General features: G+C 47.8%; 21 protein-coding genes and 2 tRNA genes. 6 read left to right on the top strand and 17 right to left on the bottom strand.

Annotated elements, in window-relative coordinates; translation table 11 throughout:
• The first annotated feature begins 9 nt into the window (after positions 1–9).
• Entirely contained in the window at positions 10–2628 is a 2619-nt protein-coding gene (gene mutS / locus ACMVP2_RS09890; protein WP_416867580.1) for a DNA mismatch repair protein MutS, read from the top strand.
• A gap of 53 nt (positions 2629–2681) precedes the next feature.
• On the opposite strand, the gene ACMVP2_RS09885 is transcribed toward mutS, so the two are convergent.
• The 17 genes from ACMVP2_RS09885 to ACMVP2_RS09805 form a co-directional block, all read right to left on the bottom strand.
• Positions 2682–4523, bottom strand: a complete 1842-nt coding sequence (locus tag ACMVP2_RS09885) for a hypothetical protein (protein WP_416867579.1) — start codon at positions 4521–4523, stop codon at positions 2682–2684.
• A gap of 294 nt (positions 4524–4817) precedes the next feature.
• On the bottom strand, positions 4818–5204 hold the full coding sequence (locus ACMVP2_RS09880) for a type II toxin-antitoxin system death-on-curing family toxin (protein WP_416867578.1): 387 nt from the start codon (positions 5202–5204) through the stop codon (positions 4818–4820).
• Complete coding sequence (locus ACMVP2_RS09875) at positions 5201–5428, bottom strand: AbrB/MazE/SpoVT family DNA-binding domain-containing protein (RefSeq protein WP_201568600.1); 228 nt, start codon at positions 5426–5428, stop codon at positions 5201–5203. Before ACMVP2_RS09875 ends, ACMVP2_RS09880 begins: the two co-directional genes overlap by 4 nt.
• Before the next feature lie 123 nt (positions 5429–5551).
• A tRNA-Leu gene (locus ACMVP2_RS09870) sits at positions 5552–5637 on the bottom strand.
• Positions 5638–5903: 266 nt separating this feature from the next.
• The gene (locus ACMVP2_RS09865) at positions 5904–6149 is read right to left on the bottom strand and encodes a four helix bundle protein (protein WP_339785513.1); all 246 of its coding nucleotides are present in this window, start codon (positions 6147–6149) and stop codon (positions 5904–5906) included.
• Between the two features lie 49 nt (positions 6150–6198).
• Positions 6199–6274 (bottom strand) — tRNA-Gly (locus ACMVP2_RS09860).
• Between the two features lie 113 nt (positions 6275–6387).
• Complete coding sequence (locus ACMVP2_RS09855; protein ID WP_416867577.1) at positions 6388–7611, bottom strand: hypothetical protein; 1224 nt, start codon at positions 7609–7611, stop codon at positions 6388–6390.
• On the bottom strand, positions 7598–8659 hold the full coding sequence (locus tag ACMVP2_RS09850) for a hypothetical protein (RefSeq protein ID WP_416867576.1): 1062 nt from the start codon (positions 8657–8659) through the stop codon (positions 7598–7600). Before ACMVP2_RS09850 ends, ACMVP2_RS09855 begins: the two co-directional genes overlap by 14 nt.
• Before the next feature lies 1 nt (position 8660).
• Positions 8661–9443: an ABC transporter permease gene (locus ACMVP2_RS09845; RefSeq protein ID WP_416867575.1), complete on the bottom strand. Its 783-nt coding sequence runs from the start codon at positions 9441–9443 to the stop codon at positions 8661–8663.
• A gap of 11 nt (positions 9444–9454) precedes the next feature.
• Entirely contained in the window at positions 9455–10180 is a 726-nt protein-coding gene (locus tag ACMVP2_RS09840) for an ABC transporter ATP-binding protein (RefSeq protein WP_416867574.1), read from the bottom strand.
• Positions 10155–11420 carry a nitrous oxide reductase family maturation protein NosD gene (locus ACMVP2_RS09835; protein WP_416867573.1) on the bottom strand — a complete coding sequence of 422 codons (1266 nt, stop codon included), beginning with the start codon at positions 11418–11420 and terminating at the stop codon, positions 10155–10157. The genes ACMVP2_RS09840 and ACMVP2_RS09835 overlap by 26 nt, the downstream gene beginning before the upstream one ends.
• Positions 11417–12472, bottom strand: a complete 1056-nt coding sequence (locus ACMVP2_RS09830; protein ID WP_416867572.1) for a nitrous oxide reductase accessory protein NosL — start codon at positions 12470–12472, stop codon at positions 11417–11419. The genes ACMVP2_RS09835 and ACMVP2_RS09830 overlap by 4 nt, the downstream gene beginning before the upstream one ends.
• Before the next feature lie 70 nt (positions 12473–12542).
• Entirely contained in the window at positions 12543–14498 is a 1956-nt protein-coding gene (nosZ, locus tag ACMVP2_RS09825; protein WP_416867571.1) for a Sec-dependent nitrous-oxide reductase, read from the bottom strand.
• Between the two features lie 18 nt (positions 14499–14516).
• Positions 14517–15083, bottom strand: coding sequence for a fasciclin domain-containing protein (locus ACMVP2_RS09820; protein WP_416867570.1), 567 nt, complete (start codon positions 15081–15083; stop codon positions 14517–14519).
• Between the two features lie 7 nt (positions 15084–15090).
• On the bottom strand, positions 15091–15567 hold the full coding sequence (locus ACMVP2_RS09815; RefSeq protein ID WP_339785491.1) for a c-type cytochrome: 477 nt from the start codon (positions 15565–15567) through the stop codon (positions 15091–15093).
• Between the two features lie 233 nt (positions 15568–15800).
• The gene (locus ACMVP2_RS09810; RefSeq protein WP_416867569.1) at positions 15801–16394 is read right to left on the bottom strand and encodes a Crp/Fnr family transcriptional regulator; all 594 of its coding nucleotides are present in this window, start codon (positions 16392–16394) and stop codon (positions 15801–15803) included.
• Between the two features lie 65 nt (positions 16395–16459).
• Positions 16460–17353 carry a DUF542 domain-containing protein gene (locus ACMVP2_RS09805; protein WP_416867568.1) on the bottom strand — a complete coding sequence of 298 codons (894 nt, stop codon included), beginning with the start codon at positions 17351–17353 and terminating at the stop codon, positions 16460–16462.
• Positions 17354–17568: 215 nt separating this feature from the next.
• Between ACMVP2_RS09805 and ACMVP2_RS09800 the strand changes: the two genes are divergently transcribed.
• From ACMVP2_RS09800 to ACMVP2_RS09780, 5 genes are all read left to right on the top strand, one after another.
• Complete coding sequence (locus tag ACMVP2_RS09800) at positions 17569–18369, top strand: sulfite exporter TauE/SafE family protein (RefSeq protein ID WP_339785483.1); 801 nt, start codon at positions 17569–17571, stop codon at positions 18367–18369.
• Between the two features lie 124 nt (positions 18370–18493).
• Positions 18494–18952, top strand: coding sequence for a rhodanese-like domain-containing protein (locus ACMVP2_RS09795; protein WP_416867567.1), 459 nt, complete (start codon positions 18494–18496; stop codon positions 18950–18952).
• 26 nt (positions 18953–18978) lie between these two features.
• Entirely contained in the window at positions 18979–19893 is a 915-nt protein-coding gene (locus tag ACMVP2_RS09790; protein WP_339785478.1) for a sterol desaturase family protein, read from the top strand.
• Between the two features lie 38 nt (positions 19894–19931).
• Positions 19932–20981 carry an ArsO family NAD(P)H-dependent flavin-containing monooxygenase gene (locus ACMVP2_RS09785; RefSeq protein WP_416867566.1) on the top strand — a complete coding sequence of 350 codons (1050 nt, stop codon included), beginning with the start codon at positions 19932–19934 and terminating at the stop codon, positions 20979–20981.
• Between the two features lie 41 nt (positions 20982–21022).
• A complete protein-coding gene (locus tag ACMVP2_RS09780; protein ID WP_416867565.1) occupies positions 21023–23221 on the top strand; it encodes a TonB-dependent receptor in 2199 nt (732 codons plus the stop codon).
• Positions 23222–23327 lie beyond the last annotated feature (106 nt).

The following is a 23327-nucleotide window of genomic DNA, read 5'->3' as shown; positions in this document are numbered from 1 at the left end:
AAAGAGCACATGGCTAAAAAAGCAAGTACAAATGAGGTGGCGGAAACCCCGCTGATGAAGCAGTATAATGCTATCAAATCGAAATACCCAGGTGCGCTTTTGCTTTTCAGAGTGGGCGATTTCTACGAGACCTTTCGTGAAGATGCCGTTACTGCCAGCCAGATACTTGACATTGTGCTTACGAAAAGGGCGAACGGGTCGGCCTCTCATATTGAATTGGCGGGCTTTCCGCACCACTCGCTGGATAACTACCTTCCCAAGCTGGTAAGGGCAGGGCATAGGGTGGCCATTTGCGATCAGCTGGAAGACCCGAAAATGGTGAAGGGCATTGTGAAGCGGGGAGTAACTGAGTTGGTAACGCCCGGGCTTTCTTTCAACGACAATGTGCTTGACCGCCGGAGCAACAACTTTTTGGCTTCACTATATTTTGACAAAGAGAAAGCAGGGGTAGCGTTTCTTGACCTCTCTACCGGTGAGTTTATGGCCTCAGAGGGCACACACTTGCAGGTCGAGAAATTGATGCAGGGATTCGATCCTTCTGAGGTGATTTACCCCAAAAACCAAAAAGCGGTTTTCAAGGAAAAGTACAGAGACTACAACACCACCTTTGCGCTCGACGAATGGGTGTATGGGCCTGACTATTCCTTCGAGAAACTCACCAAACATTTCAAAACCAAAAATCTGAAGGGCTTCGGTATCGATGGTCTGGCACTGGCCGTTTCGGCTGCCGGCGCTGTGCTGCAATACCTGGAGGACACCGAGCACAGAGAGGTCAGCCATATTTCTTCCATCAGCCGGATTGAAGATGAGAAGTTTGTATGGCTCGACAAGTTCACCATCCGCAACCTGGAGCTGATCAACCCGCAGCAACCCGACGGCGTGGCTTTGTTTCATGTGATGGATCAGACGCTTACGCCCATGGGAGCCCGGCTTTTGCGAAAGTGGCTGGTGCTGCCTTTGAAAGACAAGAGCGAAATAGAGGCGAGGCTGCAGGTGGTGGAGGAGTTGTATGAAAACGAGGACTTACAACAGAAGACAAGAGACATACTAAAGAACATCGGCGACCTGGAAAGGCTTATTTCCAAGGTGGCTGTTGGCCGGGTGAATCCCAGGGAGTTCATGCAATTAAAGAAAGCCCTGAAGCACATAGGACCGCTGAAGGAGCTGTTGCTGGAATCGGAATCGCCTTCACTCAAAAGATTGGGGGATGTGCTCAACCCTTGTGAGTTGCTGCTTGAGAAGATTGAAAAGGAGCTGAAAGACGAGCCTCCGCTTTCCATCACCCAGGGGCAAGTGATAAAAGAAGGCGTGCATGAGGAACTGGACGAGCTGCGGAATATCGCTTTCCATGGAAAGGATGTGCTCCTGCAAATTCAGCAAAGAGAAGTGGAAGCGACAGGGATCAGCTCCTTAAAGATCGCTTTTAATAAGGTGTTTGGCTATTACCTGGAGGTGACGCATGCGCACAAAGACAAGGTGCCTGTGGAGTGGATTCGCAAGCAAACGCTGGTGAATGCAGAGCGCTATATTACTCCGGAGCTGAAGGAGTACGAAGACAAAATTTTGACGGCCGAAGAAAAAATGTCGGTGATAGAACAGCGGCTGTACCTTGAGCTGGTGCAGTTTGCCTGCGACTACGTGGAGGCCATTCAGCAGAATGCACGGGTGCTGGCCCGCATCGACTGCCTGGCGTCGTTCGCCACTATTTCAAAAAAGAACCGCTACGCCAAACCCGTCATTAGCGACGACAGGATTATTGACATCAAAGAGGGCCGCCACCCGGTGATTGAGAGCCAGCTACCGGTGGGGGAAATCTACGTGCCCAACGATGTGTACTTGGACGACCAGTCGCAGCAGGTGATGGTAATTACCGGGCCAAACATGGCTGGTAAGTCGGCCCTGCTGAGGCAAACGGCGCTGGTGGTGCTCATGGCGCAAATGGGCTGCTTTGTGCCAGCTACTTATGCCCACGTGGGCTTGGTCGACAAAGTCTTTACAAGGGTGGGTGCTTCTGACAACCTGAGCCGTGGGGAGTCTACCTTCATGGTGGAAATGACCGAAACAGCCAGCATCCTCAACAACCTGAGTGGCGACAGCCTGATACTGATGGACGAAATTGGCCGGGGCACCAGCACCTACGATGGTATTTCCATTGCCTGGTCGATTGTGGAGTATTTGCACAACCACCCCAAGTTCAAGGCAAAAACGCTGTTTGCCACGCACTACCACGAGCTAAACCAGCTGGCCAACGACTTGCCCAGGGTGAAGAACTTCAATGTGTCCGTAAAAGAGCTCGACAACAGGGTGATCTTCCTGAGGAAGCTGCAGGAGGGAGGCAGCCACCACAGCTTCGGTATCCACGTGGCGCAAATGGCAGGCATGCCCAACACTGTAGTGATCCGCTCCAACGAGATCATGCACAACCTGGAGAAAGACAAGATCAGGGATGAAACGGCCGACATCCTGGAATCCATGCCGAAGTCCAACTTTCAGCTGGCCCTGTTCGAAGCCGACCCCAAGTTTGAGAAAGTACGGGAGCTGCTAGGCAAGATCGACATCAACACCATTTCGCCGGTAGAGGCTTTGCTCAAGCTGAACGAGGTGATTATGACGCTGAAGGGGAAGTGAGGCCCACGAATCAGCCAATATGGTCTGCTTTTATTACTCATAAGAACGGCGACCTATCTTGAAAGAGCTTTATTCACCCTCTCCTCATTGATCAGCACATCCCTAAGTAGAAGATTATAGGGAAACTCTTTCTTCTTGAGTTCTTTAAAGCACCTGTATATGCTGTGGAGTGAAGAGGCTTTTATCAATGAAAGGTTGAGCTTGAAATCTAGTTCACATTCGTTGATGAAGTCATCTGTAAACTCATTGGCAACCAAAAGTGATTTGACGACCCTTAAATTCTTTTCTTCAAGCAAATCTTGATAAGCTTTGATTTGACGTGACACGGAGCTGAATTTAGAAAACTCCTTGTCCTTGCTTGTTTTGCATTCTACTAGTATAACCTCTCTATCAGAAAGTTGAATTAGTATGTCAATTTTATTCTTAGCGTTACTAATTTTTTTATTTAGATCGTCGTTTACGTTGAAACTCAGTCTGCTAAATATTTTTTTTGTGATCTCCTCGAATTTTACCCCTAAATCGGCGTCTTTTATGACGATTCCATTTTCTTTAAGCGCATTGTAATCACGATTGGCAATCAGCTCATAATTTTCAATGAGGATGTTTTCAACGTCCTTGTACCCGTCGAGAATGTTTTGCACCATGTCGCCTCTCGTTTTGATATTCAGTCTGGAACATAGTTCCTTCAATGCTGAGTCGGGAATCAACTCCAGTATATCGTTTGGTTTAATGTTATAGTCCATCAAAAACGCACTATTCATTATCTCACCACCTTGAAGCTCAAACTCAGACTTTACGATATCCTTTATTTTGGGTAATTCTCGAACTAGATCGCTTAGCAACGAGTCGTATCCTTCAAGAGAAATGCTAACTCTATTGTCCATATCTAGTGAGTCGAAATATAGTATTAGGTTCGCCACCTTATCCTCCATTGTACTCCCTTTAATAGGGGTTTCGAGGCCCAAATTCTTCTCTATAAAATCATTCAGGAACTTCTTCCTTTCAGTTTTTGTGGAGTCCTCCTTATAAATCCCGTCGGTTAGAATACCTTTAAAGTCTATTCCTTGGTTGATGATTTCTTTAATCTTTTCTTCGTTGGAGAGCTTTCGAGAGATATTATATCTTCTAGCAACTTGATTCAGTTGTGGATCTTTTAGCTTTCGGAGCACCCGCCTATAGTGCTTGTCGGCGATAACCTTTCCTCGAACATGACCTACTAGTTTTACTATCTCGTCGGGCATATACACTTCAAGGCTTTTTTTCGCATAGAAGACAATGCCTAAATCCTTCAAATTCTTTAAAACCTCTTCAATGTCATAGTCTGCATATGGGATAATCTGACACTGAATTAATCTGGTCTCTTCGTGTGAAAGGTTTAACGATTTAGAAAGACTGATTAAAATACTTCTTTCGTCATCAGTAATTTGAGGGGCTCTGTTATTTAGTTCATCATTGTAGTAAGCTGTGTGCACGCAATCTCTATAAATCCGATAATCTCTCGCCCTTAAGGGGTTTTCTTCGGACTCAAACAGCACATTAAACTCTTTAATATTTCGCCTAAGATCGGCATGCTCCTTTTCAAAAAGCTTCACAAACCAGTCTCTTGACATGATGCAATTTCCGTCTCTGATAAGAATGTCAATAGCTAGGTCTGTGCTCACATCTGCATATTTAAGGTCATAGCTAAGCTTGGCCTTGAAAGACTCCTCCACCAAACTAAACACTTGAGCAATGTTTTCATTGTCGGCATTTTTAAGCTGACCACTTTTGCCACTCAGGATTTTATTTGCCTCTTTACTGAGAGTAGATTTATCAGCAATTATTCCATCAATGATTTTAATGAAGGAATTCTTCTCCAGGCTATTGAGCTGATCCAATACTTTTATGAGCTTCATTTCTTGGGAAAATAGAGTTAGCTCGGAATATACTTAGTTTAAAATTGTAAGCAAAGAACTAGGTAGCAATCAAATGAGCGAGGGCCGAGGTTAAGGACTGCTTTTCAGTCAAGACGAAAACCTGTAGAATAAAGGCTGAGAAGGATAATTATTGACTAATTGACCGAGCTAATAAATGATTGTATCAAAGATGATTAGTTATCAAAAAGCAAAAGATCCAAGCATGTCCCGGTCGGCCGAGGCGCATTGAACCAGTTTTGGTCTTTTACTCAACCACACACCAAACATTCAAACTCAGGAGGACTGCGCTATTACTTTCTCAAACCATAATGCCAGCGCTTCTTCTGTCAGGCTGCCGTCGGCCAGTTGCATAATCACCAGCACCACATCGGCCTCAGAGGCATTGATATAAAACCCGTTCAACAGCAGAAAAGTGACGGCTGTGATAAAGCCTGTCCGTTTGTTGCCATCGTTGAAAGGATGATTGCGTACAATGCCGAACGCATTGGCTGCGGCGCATTGGCCGGGGCTGGGGTGCTCGTAGGCTGGCAGGTTTTGAGGGCGTGCCAAAGCAGAGGCTAAAAGGGCTTCGTCCCGCAAACCGCTCAGGCCACCATGTTGAGCGAGTTGCTCGCTGTGAATAGCCAGCACGGCCTTTCGGTTCACCCACCGGAAAGTCATTCGGCAAGCTTTTTCAGGGCATTGCGGTAGTCGCCCATCACTTTTCTGGCGTGTGTCATTTCTTCGTCAAACTCAGGATTGTATGCTGTGATCTCGATCCCGGTGGGCGTTTCGATAAACGTGACGGTATCGCCTTTTTCAACATGCAGTCGAGCCATAATTTCTTTTGGCAGGATGATCCCGGCAGAAGAGCCAACGGTGGTGACCTTTGATTTGACCATCATATAGTCTTCTCGATTGTTATAACATTCATTATAACATAAGATAGGAAATATCGACTTTTGTAAAAAGTTTCGAAACAAAAAACGCCGAGCTATAAAACTCGGCGTAATTGCTTGATGATCAAGTACCAGGAGCGGGGATCGAACCCGCACGACCTTTAAGGGTCACAGGATTTTAAGTCCTGCGTGTCTACCAGTTCCACCATCCCGGCAGGGCATTGAAAGATTTTAGTATTTATTGATTTTGTGATTTGTCCTGCCTCATCTTGCTTCTGGAAGCTGAAAAAATCTTTACCAGCTCGAGGCTTTCAGAAATATAAGGTGACAACAACTCTTTTTCCAGAATGCCACCCTCCCGGGCGTATTCCAGCCAAAAAAGACTTTCATGTGAATCAATTTACTTTCCAGCGGCCACATGGAATAGCCAAAATCATATCGAAAATGAAAGTCGCTTCTTTGATGAAGTATTTCGTTTTCGTTAAGGTTCAGCAACCATAGTGGCTATTTCATCAGCCTCTTCTAAAACAATATTAAGCTTGGCGTAAAATTCAGGTTTTGATCTTGCTCTACAGGCTGCCCGGTAGTTAGCAGCAACAGAGCTTGAAGAACGAAGAAGTTGTCTGCCAATGATCCTCCCTTCATCTGTGGATTTTAGCTGTCGGAAAACAGCCAAAATGGATAGAGAGAACTTAAATGTTCGATCCTTTAACTCTTCCGAGGTCATCGTGAAGGGAAATCAACAAATAACAAAATCAATAAATCAAAGAATGATTTGGAGCGAAAGACGGGATTCGAACCCGCGACCCCGACCTTGGCAAGGTCGTGCTCTACCAACTGAGCTACTTTCGCTTTTGACCCGGCTCCTTGCGGAAACGGATTGCAAAAATAATGAGCGGGAATGATTCTGCAATATTCTGAGTGAAATTTTTCACACATTTTATTCAACTGCTACCAGGCAACTTTTAAAATATTGCCTGCTGAGCTTGTAACCGCTTGACTTCCATGGCTATTAGCACACTGCCAATTAACAGCATGGCGGCTGCCACCACCAGTGTTTCAAAATAGGGAAATTGAGCAGAAAGCCCCACCAGCGAAAAAGACGGTAGCGCAACAAGTGCCAGCTCGGTGATGGCAAAACCTCCAAAGAAGACCAGCATTCCAGTTTTTGACACAGCAGTGAGGTGCAACCAGCCCCCTAAAATGTAGAATCCCAGCAGCATAAAGCTAACCACGCCAATAAAAATCAAATGGATGAAGGCAATGATGATCCCATTATTTGCCATCACCCAGCTATCGATACCGGGAATGCTGCCCGCCAGTTGCAAAAAGTATTTTACAGTCAGTAGCACAATTCCTAACTGAAGGCACCGCCTGGCCCACTGCACCCGCAATTTTACTTTAACGCTTTTCCAGACACACCTAAGCAAAAGCAAGGCGCCGGCTACTTGTAAAGTGCCCGTGACTATCGCCAGCACATATTTCCACTGGCCCATGTCAGTCCACAAGGCGCTCATGACATAAGCTGGCCCAACGGTGTACAACAGGGTGTATTTGAGCCATTTCCTCTCAGTGTCAGCAAGGCTCCATCCGCTTCTTTCCAGCAGCCTGAAGAGAATGGCCAGGCAGGCAAGCACAAACCAGCCATTGAACTGGAAGTGCATAAAAAAGTAGATGGATAACGAATACAATGGGCTGTCTTTTAAGCCCATGGCCGAAAGCGGGCCCAGCATCAGTGGCCCGACACCTGAAATGAGCTGATAAATGAGGGCCCAACGTAAGAAGGTAGCCGCTAAAGTGCTGTCGTCTCTCATGAGTTTGAATACTGACACGGCAATGGCGATGGTCACTGCCATGTGGAGCGTGCTGAAGGCAATTGCCACGGGGCCATAACCCTGAAAGGGAAAGCTGGCCAGCATGCCTACCACCCCTATTTGCAGGGCGATAAAGTAGCCCCGGAAAAGTTTGCCTTTGTTTTCTTTGGCTACAAAATGTTGGAGAATGAGAAGAAACAGCGCATTGTATACCCACCCCATGAAGGCAGTGTGGGAGTGGGCATGCACAAAGTACCTGTAGTTGATGGGCAGCGGGCTTACCATTTGCCAGCGCAGTAGTACCCCAAGGGCGGATAAGGCGACGAGATATAGTAAAGGGAAACGGGCAAACTTGGCAGGATCAAATCGGCTCATGAGCAGAACGATATTTTCTGATCAATGTAAGACTAATAAGGGTCAACAGAAAACCCAGTATGCTAATGGCATTGAGCAGACCACTCCATTTTTTTACGGTCGTGAGAAGCAGAATATCGGTGGCGAAGACCCTTAGCAACAGAGAGCCCGACAGGAGGATAAGCCATACAAAAAGCACTGGGTGAAAAGGAGGGGTGCCCAGGCCTGCAAGGTAGGAAGCCTTGGCCAGGGCATGAATAAATACCATAGAGAAAAGGAAGCCGACAAAGAACGAATGCGTAGTGGCATCGTAGCCGTAAATGTGCTCTTTCCACAGCATAACACCAAGGCCGGATGTAAGCAGCCAAAACCAGCCTAGCATGATGGCAATGAAAGAATACTTTTTGTAGCTCCAGGCCATCCCCTGATCTGTTTGGATCTCGATGTAAAACATGCCAGATGCTATTAAAATCAGACCTGCTCCCGTGAGATAGTAGCCTCCAAGGTGGAATGGAATCATCAGGCTCACAATAAACAGGATTAGTCCCAACTTGATCACGCTTCCCATGAACATGTTTTTTGCTGAGTTTTCCGAGAGCCGGGTGGCCAAGATGAAGCAAAGGACAAAGCCCATCCAGAAAGGGATGATGGCAGGCATAAGCGGATTGAACAACAGGCGAATATTGCCAGCAGCAAAGCACAGGGCACCGCAAAGCTGGACAATACTGACCCACGTGAGCCGGGACGACAGCAGGTGAATAGCCTGCAGCAAAACCAGCAGCGCTGAAGCAGCCACCAGGCAATAGGGAGCCACCTGTTGAAAGCCGAGGAGCCACGCAATGACAGCCGCACCCGAGAGTGCAGGAATGAGCCACCATTTACCATTGCCGGCCAGGAGACTTCTCTCTACCCCAATCAGGGTGCCCACAAAGCCACCCACCATGAGTGGCCCGTGTAGTGTCGCCAGGTCAACAGCAGGCAGATTGAAACCGATTCTTATCAAGCCGGCCCAAATTCCCGATAGCAGCCCGACAAGCGCCAACGCAAAGAAGGGAAGCTTTGATTTCATACTAAAAGTCTTTGCGGGCAGCCACTCTCAGAAAACCAAGCAAAGGGCCTGCTACCCACAGAACCAGTGCTGAGATGGATACCAGCATACCCATGGACGTGCCGAAAAACTTATTGAATACTGCTCCGGTATACCCCATCAGCGCTGCCATATCCAATTTCAGCAGCAGCGATGTTCGTGACAGGTCGATTGGATTGAGCACGGTAGCGATCAGGGAGAACTTTTCCAGCGGATAGTCTTCAAAAAAGAGCAGAAAGATAATAAACAGACCGTCGTACAGCACGGCCAGGAACAACCAGGTGAGGATGGCTATGGCAAATCCCTTCATGCGGTTGGTTTGCCTAAGGGCAATGAGAAAGGCGATGGCCGTAAATATGGCTGTGAGCAGCGTGCCGATGCCAAGCAGGTAGAACAAATCAAGCCAGAGCCTGACCTCAAAGTGGCCCAGCAATATGGCTGGAATCAAAATACCAAGCAGGAAGCTGGCGGCGAGCGACGTGAAGAGACCCAGGTATTGTCCCAGGAAAATCGAGCGTCGCCTTACAGGTTGGGCCAGCAGCAGCTCGGTAAATTCTGAGGAGTTATAAAAGTAGACGATACCGTACAACGTACTGATGAGTGGAATAAGCACCACCACAATATTGAGCAGGCTCGTAATGGCTGCTGCCACCTGCCCGCTTAAATGCAGGAGACCAGCGGTAACAATCATAAAAAACAGGAAATAGAAGTAGGTCCACCGGCTGCGCAGGAGGTCAAAAAAGCTGTATTTGAATATTTTCCACATGGCGGTTCTTGTTAAGCGTTGACGGACGTTCTATCCTTCCGTTGAATGAGAAAATGAGCGATGGCTTCCTCTAGTGTATTCTTTTCAGTAAGTGAAAACAGCTCGCTCAGGCTTCCCTGGAAGTACACCTTGCCATCTAGCAGGAACACGATTTCGTCAGCCAGCTCTTCCACGAGTGGCATGATATGCGTGGTGACCACGATGCACTTTCCTGCCTTGCGCATGTCCTGGATCAGTCTTTTCAGTTCCAGCAACGCTACGGGGTCAAGTCCCGCAGTGGGCTCGTCCATCAGCACGATGGGCGCATCGAACATGAGTGCCAGCACCAGGTTCACTTTTTGCCGGGTGCCACCACTGAGCGTCCCGAGCTTTTTGTCGAGAAACGGCTGAAGAGAAAGCCGGTCGACCAGGGGATCCTCGTTGGCGGGCTCCTGCCGCACTTCTTTGATCATTTGTAGCAGCTCCTGCACAGTGAGGTTGGAGGGAAACTGTGCTATTTGTGGCACATAGCTCAGGTGTTTCCTGTAGTTCCATGCATGGCGGGTAGGTTCACCTCTTACCTCGATAGTTCCCTGATCGGGTAGGGTCATACCCAGAATGCTTTTCATGAGGGTGGTTTTTCCAGAGCCATTGGGCCCTAAAACAGCCGTTACTTTTCCGGGAATAATTTCCAGTTGGATGTCCCTCAGCACTTCCAGTTTGCCAAAGGACTTATGAAGGTGTTGAATATTGATCATGGGGATGAGGTTTCATTAGTGGCTGATCGTCGAACAGGTCTTGCGGTGTGAACACCGGTGTCACTTTTTCAGTGAAGTTCATCAGATCAACAAAAAGACTTCGAAGGAGTACAATGGCTTGGGGCACTTTTTCTACTACAAAAGAGAAAAGCTTCACCGGCCGGTAGGGCACGTCGCCCAGGCCATTCTTGTCAAGGTCGTACCCAGTATACTCCGACCAGTAGTTTTTTGTGTACTGGTTGTACTGTTTCGTAGCATTGGTGCCTACGTCGAAGGTGTTGTCAATAAAATTGTTTTCGGTAATAATGTTGTCTCTGCAGCTCCCGAGTATTCGCAGCGCATATCCGTTCTCGGTAAAATCGTTTTGGCTGATGGTCATTCTGTCAGAGCTTTCTCCATAGATACCGATGGTGTTGCCCTGAAAAAGGTTGTTGCTGATCAGCCCGTCTTTAATTTCCTTGAGTAGTATGCCATAAGAAGCACTACCCCAATTGTCGATAAACCTGTTTCGCTTCATCACTATGTGAGCGGAAAACATAACCGCTACTCCGGCGCCGTTGGACTGAAAGGTGTTCTCGAAGTAATCATTGTAGTTTGAGAACATAAAGTGGAGGCCATATCGCAGATTGTCCTGGCTCACACTGCGCACTATGCGGATGCTGTCGGAAAACTCCAGATAGATACCATCCCTGTGGTGGCGGGCTTCGTTGTTACTTACCTCCACGTTTTTGCAATACCAAAGGTGGATGGCATTGCCGGAGCTGGCTTCAACCACTGCCTGCCCGATGATGGAGTTTCCGTCGACTTTTCCGTCCCGACTCTTTTGCAGGTAAATGCCAAAGAAGGTGTTTTCAAGTTTGTTGTCCTGAATGTTGAAGTGCCGGGCTTCTTCCACGTGAATGGCCGCCAGGTCTCTCACATAGTTGGTGGCCACGTTTCGGATATGCAAGCCAATGATGCTGACAGAATCCGCCCTGATAATGATCGCATCGTTTTTAAGACCGGCATCAAGAATGGGGTAGCCCACACCCAACAGGGTGCATGGCTTGTCTATGATCACCTCGTTTTCAAAGTATACACCAGGAAACACCTTTATTACGTCTCCTGATGCTGCTGTGGCCAGCGCCTGCTTGATTGAAGCGTATTTTTTTCCCACCTCCAGGGTGTCGGGTACTGCACCCAGGGCCTGAAAGGTGGCTGCAACAAAAAATGGGATGATGAAGCGAATACGAATCCTCATGGGAGCTGAGCGGTAAGGCCAGGCAGGTTGTCAATGCCTGATTGAAGTTTCTCCCAAGTATATATTTCTCCATCGTATCCGTCAATAATGGGCTCAATTTTGGACTCGGAGCTCAGGGCTGTGATGTACATGCCCATAGGGCTTGGTAGCTTGGCACTTCTGATAAATACACATTTGGCCGCATCCATAAGTGTGCCTGGCTGGTCGTAGGGCACCACCATTTCAAACGCTATTTTATCTGCGCTTATATTATTTTCATCTTTGTACTGCACGAAGCACTCCACAGCGTCGAAGGTATAAATCTTGCCGGTACTGGAGACCAGCTCAGCTCCATATTGCGGCTGCACGATCTTCATTTTGCAGTGGTGACAGTGGTCGCTGCCCAAAGCAAGCGGCCGGGGCGTTACCGAGCAAGAGGAGAGGCCAAAAACTGTGATCAAAGCGACCATTGCCATAGCCTTTTCCAGCACTGCTGTTTTGCGAGTTTTCTTCTTTTCCAGCCAAAATGCCAGCAGCGCAAGTGCTATGCCTGCTCCAAGGAAGTAGCCACCGGTTGATGGCCAGGAGTCAGCCTTAAAATTCAGCAGCATTTTTGAGCCAATTACTGGTGGCTGATAAGCCATGCCGGGTACTTTGATGGGTGCTTTGGGGTCGAGGTTGTGGCCGTAGTCGTATTCCCAGAGGTAGAAGTCGTAAACACCGAGGCCTCCAAGGACAATCATAATCATGGCCCAGGTGAGGTAGAGTGATTTCTTTTTTACCAGGAAGAACAGCAGCCCCAAAAGCGACATGCCACCTACAATCCAGGGGAAATATTTCAGCTCAGGAATTGAGTCAGGCACGATGAATTGCATGCCAACGTAGTGGTTGAGGATGTTAATATTTTGCAATGTGCTGGGTGAGTCCCCTGTTATCTGATTGATCCAGATATACATAGAAATACCATCAGGGTATTGCGGCGCTTCCAGCGTGATTTTCCATAATGGGAAAACAAACAGTGCAAGCGGCAAAAGAATAGCCAGCAAAAAAAGGTAATTGAATTTAGCTTTCATAGTTGAAAGGGGTTAACCCTCGCAGCCGCTCTTCCCGATTCAGGGGAAGAGCGGTCGAAAAGGTATGAGTTTATTCGTCTAAGCTCCATTTGAGCTCGGTGGTGGCGCCTTTAGCCGACACCCGGGCATAGCCCTGCATCTCCTGGTGAAGTGCGGAACAGAAGTCGGTGCAGTAGAAAGGATAAACCCCTTCCCGTTTTGGTTCCCAAAGCAGGGTTTCAGTTTGACCTGGCATAATTAGTAGCTCAGCATTATTCGCTCCCATCATGCTGAACCCGTGAGGGACGTCCCAGTCTTGCTCCAGGTTGGTGATGTGAAAGTACACCTTATCACCTACTTTGATACCTTCCAGGTTGTCGACAGTGAAGTGGCTTCTGATGGCTCCCATATAAACCCTGACAATATTACCATCTCTCTCGATCCTCGAGTCGTTGGGTGACTTGATAGCTTGCGGGTGGTTATTGTCTTCCAGCTTATAGTACTTAAGCGAATTGGGTGCAATGAGCTCGGCGGCGATGCCCTGCGCATAGTGCGGCTCGCCAATCGTTGGGAAATCAAGAATCAGTTTCATCTTTTCGCCCGAGATATCGTAAAGTTGAGCTGATTGTGTCAATTCAGGGCCCGTTGGCAGAAACCGGTCTTTCGTGATCTTGTTGAGTGCCACCACATACTTACCCCAGGGTTTTTTGGAGTCACCACCAGGGATCATCAGGTGACCGATAGAGTAGTAGGCAGGCACTCTGTCAAGCACTTCCTTTGTTTCCAGGTTCCACTTTACAATCTCCGATGAGATGAAAAACGATGTATAGGCGTTGCCTTTACCGTCGAACTCGGTGTGCAGTGGGCCGAGACCTGGTTGTGCCACGATGCCGCTCAACACTTCTTCGTATTGAAGGACGGGAATGCCTTCGATAGTAGTTTCGAATTTCTCACCTTCAATCGCCTTGATCATTTTATCAAAGGAGTGAATACTCATGTCGCTGGAAAGCTTGCCATTGCCTACGATGAATTCTCCGGTTGGGTCAACGTCTACACCGTGTGGTGATTTTGGCGTGGGGAGAAAATACACCAGGCCAGGGCACTCTGAAGGAATCAGCACTTTTACAGTGTTCCTCGTTTCTGAGAAGGCCATTTGCTTGCTTTCGTCATAGTGGTTATCCACATAGCTGGCAGGCATTTCTTTAAATTTGCCCTGAGCCATATACTCTTCAGCTTTTTTCCAGTTGATGGCGGCTATATAGTCCTTGTCTCTTTGTGAAGCGTTGACTTCCAAAAGTGTATGCTCCTCTTCCGTGTTATAGGAAGTGAAGAACATCCAGCCATGTGACTTGCCTTTGCCCGCATGGGCAAGGTCGTAGTCATAGCCTGGCAGCAGCACTTGAAAGGCCACGTCCATGTCACCATCTTCGGCAACGCTGATAAAGCTGAGGGTGCCTTTGAAGTTTTCTTTGTAGGTGTTAATGGCTACGTCTTTCTGGGGAAAAGGCACACTGAATCGGGTGCCAGCCACAATATACTCTGAGTTCTCCGTTGTGAATGGAGAACTGTGGTTACCACCGCTGTTCGGTATTTCTATGATCTCGGCAGTTTCGAACGTTTTAAGATCAATTCGTGCGATACGTGGTGTGTTGTTGCCGTTGATAAAGATCCACCGGCCGTCGGGAACACCGTTAGTTTGAGATAGCTCGGGGTGGTGGGCATCGTCCCAGGGCACAAAGCCAAACGAAGTTTCGAGCATAGGCTTGGTTTCCTCGTTGTAGCCATATCCTTTTTCAGGATCCTGCGAAAACACAGGGATCACCCTGAACAAACGGCCCGAAGGCAAGCCGTAAACAGATATTTGTCCACTGAACCCGCCTGACATAAAGGCGTAAAAGTCATCGTGTTCGCCTGGCGTGACATATGCCTGAGAGGCAACGTCGCTGCCCAGCGCTCCTTTGGAGTTCTCGCTGCTGCCACACGATGTAACAACCCCGGCCAAAACGACCAGAGCAAACAGCTTATTTATAAAATGTTGCTTTTTCATAGTTTTTACATTCATAGGTTATTTTGGCAGGATCACCTGATCCACCACATTGATTATTCCGTTTGACGTATTTATTGTTCCAATGATTTTACACCCGTTGATCAGCACGTCGTCTCCATCCATGGTTACTTCCAGATAATCTCCGGTGGCCATGTACAGCGTGCGGCCTTTCGCTACCATTTTTTTCAGCGCTTCCACATCGTAGGAACCTGGTGCTGCATGCCTCGTTAGAATCGTAGCCAACTGTGCTTTGTTCTCTGGTTTTAGCAGATTTTCGACTGTGCCGGATGGCAATTTTTCAAAGGCAGCATTATTGGGGGCAAAAACGGTAAGTGGACCTGCGTTAACCAGCACATGCTCTATTTGAGCAGCGGTGACAGCCGCCACAAGTGTGGTATGGTCGGGCGATGAAGCGGCTACTTGCAGGATGTTCTTGGCAGATTCATCGTCGACCACTGAAGCTTGTCCTTTTGGCGTTGCGTCCACCACTGCACCGGCCTCTTCGGTCTTATTGGTTGGCGTCGAGCAGCTCGCCACGGCGAGCGTGATCAGGCCAAAGGCTAGAAATTTCAAGGGTGTTTTCATATAGTGATTATTTAAGGGTTCGGAAGTACTCAAGTACCTGCCTGGCTTGTTCCTCTGTGAGGTTTTGGTTGGCCATCGGTGCTCCGTTGGCTTCTGCCAGCAATTGCTTAGCAATCGGATCCTCCTGAATCATCACCTCAGGGTTGAGAATCATGTTCATTACCCATTCGGGGGATCTTCGGCTAAGGATGTCTTTTGGGGATGGGCCAATGAATTTTTTGTCGACCTTGTGGCAGGCAGTACAGTTGGCGTCGAAAATGGCTTTGCCTGCATCAGCAAGTGCCTGGTCAACTTCTCCCAGGGTGATGCTTTTTACCGGCCCTATTCCTTTATTCTCCATAGGGTCTGAGGCTTTAGCGGTTTCCTGTTCTGTTGGCTTAGCCTGGAAATCTGAGATGTCTTTCTTTTTGGTTTCTCCGCAGCTAACGAGGATGATCGATAGGGGCAATGCGAATATGAACGCCTTCAAAAAATACTTTTTCATGATACACTATTTTGTTTGATAGTGTAAAGGTAGACTGAGCCTGCCCACCGGTTTTATGATCTAAATCATATAGTAGTATGATTTTCGATAAAATTTTAACTACCTGAAAAATTGATAGTTAGATGGGATTTCATTGAGGGATAAGGCCGGAAAAACGAGAGGTATTGGCCCTTGAGAAAGGCAAATGCAGTCCGCTGAACCTACTGCGGCAGTGGTTTTCAGTGCAAATGGTATTAGACAACAATTTTGTGGCTTTTGAGCTTAATTTTGCCCTCCTGCTCCATTTTTTTGATAGTGCGGATCACCGTTTCTACCCGCAGCCCTGTCATGTCGGCCAGCTGCTGCCTTGTGTACGGCACAGTGAAAAGGTTCTGGTTGGGCATCATCGCCTTCAAATAGTTGACGAGCGTAAGAATGCGATGCTCCGGCGGGTAGGAAGATACCTCTGATAAAATCATTCCCTTGTAGCGCAGCCTGTTGGAAAGCTCGTAGTTGAATTTGCGATGGATATCAAAATTGGCTTCCAAAAGCCTGAAGAAGTTGTCCTTGGGCAGCTTGCATATTTCACAATCTTCCACAGCCACAGCATTGGCCGGGTAGGGAAAGTGACCGAAAAGGGGAGGTTCGCCAAAGCTTTGCCCAGCCTTAAACATGCCTAGAATAAACTCCTGGCCATCGTAGTTGTAGTTAACCATTTTGACTGTGCCCATCGAAACCTGATAATAAAAATGTGCCTCGGTGTCTTTTGCAAACAGAAACTCGTCTTTGTTGAGCTTAATTTTTCTCGCACCAAACGTCGTAAGCAACTCTTCAGGAATCATTGACATGGCACCAATTTAGTAAGATTTGTGCTTTGTATTTTAAACACAACCTTACCAGCTGTGAATTATTGTCATGCTACAGCTTTGGCGACGAGCAGCGTATTTTCCAAATGAATATGCTGGAGAATATCCTGTTTGAACTCTCCCAGCTTTGAGTAGAGCAGCCGAAATGAGCTACATGCTTGCTGGGGAGGCTGGAAATTGTTGGTCAGCAGGGTGAGGTCCGTGAGTATGGCACCCACTTCGGCGTGCTCAACCTTCATCTTCTCGATTTCTTTGAGCAACTCAACACTTTTTGAGCCCTCTAGAATCATTGGAAAGAGCTCATTCTCTTCTTCAAAGAAGTGATCAATGATGGCGTATTTAAGGTGGCCGACTAACTCTTTTACCTTTTTTAGATTCGGAAAGTCCGCTCTATGGTGATCCGCCACTTTGATAGTGAGGTCTTCGATGTCGGAAAGTGTATGCCTTTCCCAGCTATGGTGATTTTCAAGAATGTACTGAATGAGTAAAGACACCGACCATTCCTCAAAATGTGGCTGCCAAAAAGCACCAGGGCCGCTCTTTTTTTTCATGGCCACCAGCACCTCATTGATATCCAATTTTTGGCGACGACAGGCCTCTTCGAGAGAAATATCGCCGTGGCAGCAAAAATCTATGCCATAGGCGTCGAAGACTTTACCCAGGCTGAGGTCTTCCATGACCAGGTCAGCCACTATTCTGTCGGTGATCGACTGCTGGCGGGTAATCAGTACCCGCCATTTTTCAGGCCCTTTATCAAGATAGTCCCAGCCAAAGCTTTTAGGATACTTGTGGCTGAATTCGTAAAAAAGTGGCTGAGGATCGTGGTCGACGGCAAGCACCAGCGACTGCCCTTCGTCAAGGCTTTCATAGGCTTTGAAAATGGTATCGTGGCGGGTTGCAGGGGGCAAAAGGGAAACATCGATGCGTATGGGAGATTCCATAAGTTTTTGGATTTTGACTATTGATGGTCAAATGTGGTGACATCAAAGGCTACTATTTTATGACCTGAGTCATACGGGAGCAAGATTGTCACTTTTTTTTGCAGTGATTTGCGAGGTGCATCATAATTTCTGACTGCGTGATCTAAGTCACTGACGGCGACCTTTGTTATTCAGACTTTTGTGTTCAGACAATGTCACAGTAAGAGTCACACAGTATGCCGGTTATCGAAATTTTGGGGTTTGCAGCGTCAATACTTATAGGGGTTAGCCTGGGGCTAATTGGCGGAGGAGGTTCTATTCTAACCGTGCCGGTGCTGGTTTACATGATTCACATCGACCCAGTGCTGGCGACAGCCTACTCTTTGTTTGTGGTCGGCAGCACTGCCCTGGTAGGATCCGTCAACTTTCTTAGAAAAGGGTTAGTAAGTCTTAAAACGGCTATCATATTCGCCATTCCTTCATTCATTTCTGTCTTTGTCACCAGAAAATTCGTCATTCCTGCCATCCCGGATCCGGTTTTCTCTTTGGGGGGATTTCCGGTAACAAAGGACTTGGCAATAATGGTGCTGTTTGCCGTCATTATGCTGGTGGCTGCCTGGTCGATGATCAGAGACAAGAAGGAAAACAAGATGATAGAGGAGGAGCTATCCTATAATTACCCGATGATTGCTTTGGAAGGCCTGGTGGTGGGGGCGTTAACGGGCCTGGTAGGGGCAGGCGGCGGCTTTCTTATCATTCCTGCACTTGTGCTGCTGGCCCATATCCCAATGAAGTTGGCAGTCGGCACTTCGTTGCTGATCATTGCTGCCAAATCGCTGATCGGATTCACTGGGGACCTGGGAACCCAGCCCATCGACTGGTCATTTATACTCATATTTACGAGCCTGTCTATCGGGGGGCTTTTTCTGGGAGAGTACCTTTCCCGCTTCATATCAGGGGCAGCGCTAAAAAAGGGTTTTGGCTATTTCGTGCTTGTTATGGCTGTTTTTATCCTTACCAAAGAACTTATATTCTGATGATACACCCTGGCGACACTGGAGAAGCTACTTCTGCTAATCTCGAGAGAAGCCTCTTCGAAAATCTCAACTTTGTTACATTTACATGTGTTACCAATAAACAGATCAATTTTAAAAAAGAGATATGAAAACCAGTACAAACATCGTCGCATCGCTAGCTTTTCTTTTTATTTCAGCCATAGGCACAGCATGCAGCTCGTCTTCCACTGAGAAGGAGGCTGCCTCGGAAGTGGTTGCCAAGCCAGCAGTTCAGACATCCGCAAAGATTGTTCAGCTTAATGCGCCAGACTTTGCCGAGAAAGTGAAGGAAGCCGAAGTTCAGCTTGTAGATGTGAGAACAGCGGGAGAGGTAGCTACCGGCAAAATACCCAATGCAATAAATATCGACTACAACACCACCAATTTTGAGGAGATGGCCGCTAAGCTTGACCCGAATAAGCCGGTTGCAGTTTACTGTAAGGTGGGCGGCAGAAGTGCCAGGGCAGCCAAAGTATTTCAAGAGTTGGGCTTCAAGCAAATTTTCGAGTTGGAAGGTGGAATAATTTCATGGAACGCCAGTGGACTTGCCACCGAAAAGCAGTAGTAGTTAGTTAAATCAGCTAAGAGAAAGTGGAAAAGTATTGGAACATCATTGTTGGCTCGTATACCGGTTATTGGAACTATCTGGTCAATGAGATTTTACACCCCAGCTGGCACAATTATTTTTACTGGCTGCTGTTGGTGTCGGTTTTTTTCCTGATGCTGGAGTGGGTGAAGCCCTGGAGGAAAGATCAGCCCAGGTTCCGAAAGGACTTCTGGCTCGACTTCTTTTACATGTTCTTTAACTTCTTTCTCTTTTCGCTCATTATTTACAATGCTGTCTCCAACTCGGTTGTCAATCTTTTTAACGACGCCCTGGCAGCTATCGGTATCAATAACCTTTTGGCCTTTGAGGTAATGAAGTGGCCCATGTGGTCGCACCTGCTGATCGGGTTTGTGGTGCGGGACTTTGTGCAATGGTGGGTGCATCGATTGCTGCACCGGTCGCCCTGGCTCTGGGAGTTTCACAAAGTTCATCATTCGGTGGAGCAAATGGGCTTTGCTGCTCATCTCCGCTACCATTGGATGGAAAATGTGGTGTACCGCACGATTGAGTACATTCCGTTGGCACTGATCGGCATTGGGTTGAGAGACTTCTTTATCATCCATATTTTCACCCTGGCTGTCGGCCATTTCAACCACTCCAATATCAAAGTGCCGTTGGGGCCTTTCAAGTACTTTTTCAACAATCCTCAGATGCACATCTGGCATCATGCCTACGACCTTCCGAGGGAGAGGGGCTATGGGGTAAATTTTGGGATCACGCTGAGCATTTGGGACTATCTGTTCAAAACAGATTATATTCCCTACGACGGTCGGGACATTAAGCTAGGTTTCCCCGGCGTGGAGCAGTTTCCACACGATTTTGTGGGGCAGAACCTTCATGGAATAGTGCCGGAGCACAAGAGGGATAAAGCGAGTGTTGATAAAGAGCCCACGAAGTAACTGCGCTCCTTTTTCTCACAAATTCTTTTCTTTGCAGGATGACTCCAAGTGTGTACGACGTCATTGTGATTGGCGGAGGGCAAAGTGGCCTTGCTGTAGCTTATTATCTGAATAGGGCCGGTTTAAATTATGTTGTTCTTGACGCCAGCGACAACGCCGGCGGAAGCTGGCAGCATTATTGGCACTCGCTCCGTTTGTTTTCGCCTGCCCAATGGAGCTCACTACCCGGTGTGCTCATGACGGGCGGCCCCGACTATTATCCCACCTGCAACGAAACGATCGACTACCTGAAAAAGTACGAGGAGAAATATAAGTTCGCCATACAAAGAGGAGTGACGGTAATAGATGTAAAAAAGGCAGGCGGGCTTTTTGATATTGTCACCAGCAAAGGCACCTACCAGTCGAAGGCGGTGGTGTCTGCCACTGGCTCATTTGCCAATCCCTGGATGCCGGAGTTACCCGGAAGAGACAGATTCAAAGGGAAGGTTTTCCATTCCTCTGTCTACAAAAGGCCGGATCCATTCAAGAGCCAACAGGTAGCCATTGTCGGCGAAGGGAATTCTGGCGCCCAGATACTTGCTGAAGTGAGCAAGGTGGCGCAAACTTTTTGGGTCACGTCAAAGCCGCCGAAGTTCCTTCCTGATGAGGTAGACGGACGTTATCTTTTCGATGCAGCCACTCAAATGTATGAGGCCAAAAAGGCAGGGAGGGAATTCACTCCGCCGTCGCTGGGGGATGTGGTGATGGTTCCGCCGGTAAAAGAAGCCAGGAAAAGAGGAGTATTGGAGCGGGCTTACCCGCCAATCGATCATTTCACGGATCTGGGAATTATGTTGGTGAATGGCCAGGAGCTGCTCGTCGACAGTGTGATTTTCTGCACTGGGTTTCGGTCAGCGTTAGACCACCTCAAGGGCCTGGCCCTCAATGTTAGTGCGGGGAAAGTGGCAACGGTTGCCACCCGGTCGGCCGAGGTGCCAGGCCTTTGGTTGGTGGGTTACGGCCAATGGACAGGCTTCGCCTCGGCTACGCTTATCGGCGTGGGGAGGTCTGCAAAATCCACCGTAGAAGAGATCAAAAAATACGTATAAATACTGTTTTGTTGCAAATACTGGCTGCCTACCTTTGCCGGATGAAACGGTCTTTGTCTTATGTTTTTTTCTTTGGAGTCTTGTTTTTCGCCGCTGAACTTTCCGCACAGTCTGTGCTTAAAGTCAGGGTGCTCGACGCCGACACACAAGAGCCTCTCGTTGGCGCTACAATTCAAATAGCCGGAACCACACAGGGAACGATAACAGACTTGAATGGAGAAGGCGAAATTACCCTTTCTGGTACGGAGCCAATAAGTTTAGTGGCATCCTTCGTTGGCTATTCTTCTGGAAAGAAAAAGGTAGTGACAGGTACAACTGAGCTGGTTTTTAATTTGGAGCCCGAGGAAGCGCTTGAGGAGGTAATCGTTACTGCTACCCGTAGCAGCAGAACCATCGAGGATATCCCCATCAGGATGGAGGTAATCTCCGGAGAAGAGCTGGATGAAAAGGCCGCTATGAACTCCACGAACATTGCCATGCTGCTGAGAGAAAGCTCAGGTATTCAAATGCAGCAGACTTCTACCAACTCGGCCAACCAAACCCTTCGAATACAGGGACTGGATGGCCGCTATACCCAGCTGCTTCGGGACGGACTTCCTTTGTACGGTGGTTTTTCCAGCGGGTTGAGCATCATGCAAATACCCCCGCTGGATCTTCGGCAGGTGGAGGTAATCAAAGGAAGCGCCTCTACTCTTTATGGCGGAGGTGCTATTGCCGGCCTGGTAAATCTGGTTTCGAAAACGCCTGGTAGCGAGCCGGATCGGAGCATTATGCTCAACCAAACTACTGCAGGCGGCACCACACTCAACGCTTTTTTGTCGGGCCGGAATGAAAAAAAGGGCTTCACACTCTATGCTTCCGCTAATCGCCAGCAGCCATACGATCCAAACGACGACGGTTTTTCGGATATTCCCAGAGTAAGGAGCATTGCCCTCAACCCAAAAATATTTTTCTACCCATCAGAACGCACAACGCTGAGCATAGGCTTGAACAGCTCATACGAAGCCAGAGAAGGAGGAGACAAAGCAGCCATTGAAAATGAAGGCGTAAGCGGCCGCAGTTTTAGTGAAGAGAATTACACAGGAAGACTCGGGTCGTTGATCAACTTTGTACATACGACTTCGAACGGTTCACAGTGGTCTTTCAAAAACAGTGTCAACCTGTTTGCCAGGAATATCGACTCTCCAATTTATAGTTTTTATGGTGAGCAGGTCGCTTCATTCTCTGAGTTGGCTTATAACTTTAAGGTAGCGAAGCACGAACTGGTTACGGGTATGAACCTGGTGTCCGACCATTTTTCGGATCCGGGCGACAACTTTATGCCTGGCTTGGGAGATGTGGACAGATCATACAACTTTTTGACAGCTGGGGTATTTGCACAAGACACCTGGGAAGTTTCTGAGCAAAACACCCTGGAGTTGGGTCTTCGTACGGATTTTAACAATGAGTATGGCGCTGTTTTGCTTCCCCGGCTTTCCTGGATGGTCAAACCATCAAAGCAGTTGACCATGCGCCTGGGAGGCGGAAGAGGTTACAAGCTTCCAACCATTTTCCTTGAGGAGGCCGAGCAAAGGGCCTTCACCAGGGTGCTGCCTTACAACGCCCTCAATCAGCAGCCCGAAATGGAACGGTCGTGGGGCTCAAATTTTGATGTCAATTTCAGAACCGCCCTCGGAGACGACTGGACGCTGTCGGCCAACCAGCTCTTCTTCGTCACTCAGCTTGACAAGCCAGTATTTCTGGATGAGGTAGAGATGGACGGCTTTACTAATTATTACCTTTCCAACAGGCAAGAGCCTGTCGTTAGTACAGGCTTTGAAAGTAACCTCAAGCTCGGATACGATCATTGGAAGCTATTCTTGCAGTACTCTCTCACTCAGGTAAATGTCGATGACGGGTTTGGCTACCGCCAGAAGGCAATAACACCAAAGCATGCGGCAGGCTTTGTGGTAATGTACGAAAAACATGAATCGTTTCGTATCGGCTACGAGCTTTACTATACGGGAAGCCAGTATCGATACGACAGGTCGTCTACTCCGGACTTCTGGATCATGGGCATAATGGCTATGAAGGAATGGGAGAAGTTTAGTGTGTTCCTCAACTTTGAAAATTTTACTGACACCCGGCAATCGAGGTATCAGTCCATGGTAACTCCCCCTTACAATAACCCTGCTTTTGCTGAGGTTTGGGCCCCTACCGACGGATTTGTTTCAAATGGAGGTTTTATCTTTCACTTTTGAAAACCCAGCGACATTTATTACATCGATAAGTGATATTACTTCTTTGAATAAGGAATTTTTTTTCAATTATAGTATTTCGATGGCAATATGATATCTTTAGGACTAA

The organism is Imperialibacter sp. (assembly GCF_048007035.1).
In the GTDB taxonomy this organism is placed as follows: domain Bacteria; phylum Bacteroidota; class Bacteroidia; order Cytophagales; family Cyclobacteriaceae; genus Imperialibacter.
The sequence above is the reverse complement of the archived record's forward strand: the minus strand, read 5'-3'. Positions and strand labels throughout refer to the sequence as shown.

Excerpts from the sequence above, each read along its gene's own strand:
- mutS (WP_416867580.1), top strand. The coding sequence starts at position 10 with ATGGCTAAAAAAGCAAGTACAAATGAGGTGGCGGAAACCCCGCTGATG.
- ACMVP2_RS09885 (WP_416867579.1), bottom strand. The coding sequence starts at position 4,523 with ATGAAGCTCATAAAAGTATTGGATCAGCTCAATAGCCTGGAGAAGAAT.
- ACMVP2_RS09880 (WP_416867578.1), bottom strand. The coding sequence starts at position 5,204 with ATGACTTTCCGGTGGGTGAACCGAAAGGCCGTGCTGGCTATTCACAGC.
- ACMVP2_RS09875 (WP_201568600.1), bottom strand. The coding sequence starts at position 5,428 with ATGATGGTCAAATCAAAGGTCACCACCGTTGGCTCTTCTGCCGGGATC.
- ACMVP2_RS09865 (WP_339785513.1), bottom strand. The coding sequence starts at position 6,149 with ATGACCTCGGAAGAGTTAAAGGATCGAACATTTAAGTTCTCTCTATCC.
- ACMVP2_RS09855 (WP_416867577.1), bottom strand. The coding sequence starts at position 7,611 with ATGAGCCGATTTGATCCTGCCAAGTTTGCCCGTTTCCCTTTACTATAT.
- ACMVP2_RS09850 (WP_416867576.1), bottom strand. The coding sequence starts at position 8,659 with ATGAAATCAAAGCTTCCCTTCTTTGCGTTGGCGCTTGTCGGGCTGCTA.
- ACMVP2_RS09845 (WP_416867575.1), bottom strand. The coding sequence starts at position 9,443 with ATGTGGAAAATATTCAAATACAGCTTTTTTGACCTCCTGCGCAGCCGG.
- ACMVP2_RS09840 (WP_416867574.1), bottom strand. The coding sequence starts at position 10,180 with ATGATCAATATTCAACACCTTCATAAGTCCTTTGGCAAACTGGAAGTG.
- ACMVP2_RS09835 (WP_416867573.1), bottom strand. The coding sequence starts at position 11,420 with ATGAGGATTCGTATTCGCTTCATCATCCCATTTTTTGTTGCAGCCACC.
- ACMVP2_RS09830 (WP_416867572.1), bottom strand. The coding sequence starts at position 12,472 with ATGAAAGCTAAATTCAATTACCTTTTTTTGCTGGCTATTCTTTTGCCG.
- nosZ (WP_416867571.1), bottom strand. The coding sequence starts at position 14,498 with ATGAAAAAGCAACATTTTATAAATAAGCTGTTTGCTCTGGTCGTTTTG.
- ACMVP2_RS09820 (WP_416867570.1), bottom strand. The coding sequence starts at position 15,083 with ATGAAAACACCCTTGAAATTTCTAGCCTTTGGCCTGATCACGCTCGCC.
- ACMVP2_RS09815 (WP_339785491.1), bottom strand. The coding sequence starts at position 15,567 with ATGAAAAAGTATTTTTTGAAGGCGTTCATATTCGCATTGCCCCTATCG.
- ACMVP2_RS09810 (WP_416867569.1), bottom strand. The coding sequence starts at position 16,394 with ATGTCAATGATTCCTGAAGAGTTGCTTACGACGTTTGGTGCGAGAAAA.
- ACMVP2_RS09805 (WP_416867568.1), bottom strand. The coding sequence starts at position 17,353 with ATGGAATCTCCCATACGCATCGATGTTTCCCTTTTGCCCCCTGCAACC.
- ACMVP2_RS09800 (WP_339785483.1), top strand. The coding sequence starts at position 17,569 with ATGCCGGTTATCGAAATTTTGGGGTTTGCAGCGTCAATACTTATAGGG.
- ACMVP2_RS09795 (WP_416867567.1), top strand. The coding sequence starts at position 18,494 with ATGAAAACCAGTACAAACATCGTCGCATCGCTAGCTTTTCTTTTTATT.
- ACMVP2_RS09785 (WP_416867566.1), top strand. The coding sequence starts at position 19,932 with ATGACTCCAAGTGTGTACGACGTCATTGTGATTGGCGGAGGGCAAAGT.
- ACMVP2_RS09780 (WP_416867565.1), top strand. The coding sequence starts at position 21,023 with ATGAAACGGTCTTTGTCTTATGTTTTTTTCTTTGGAGTCTTGTTTTTC.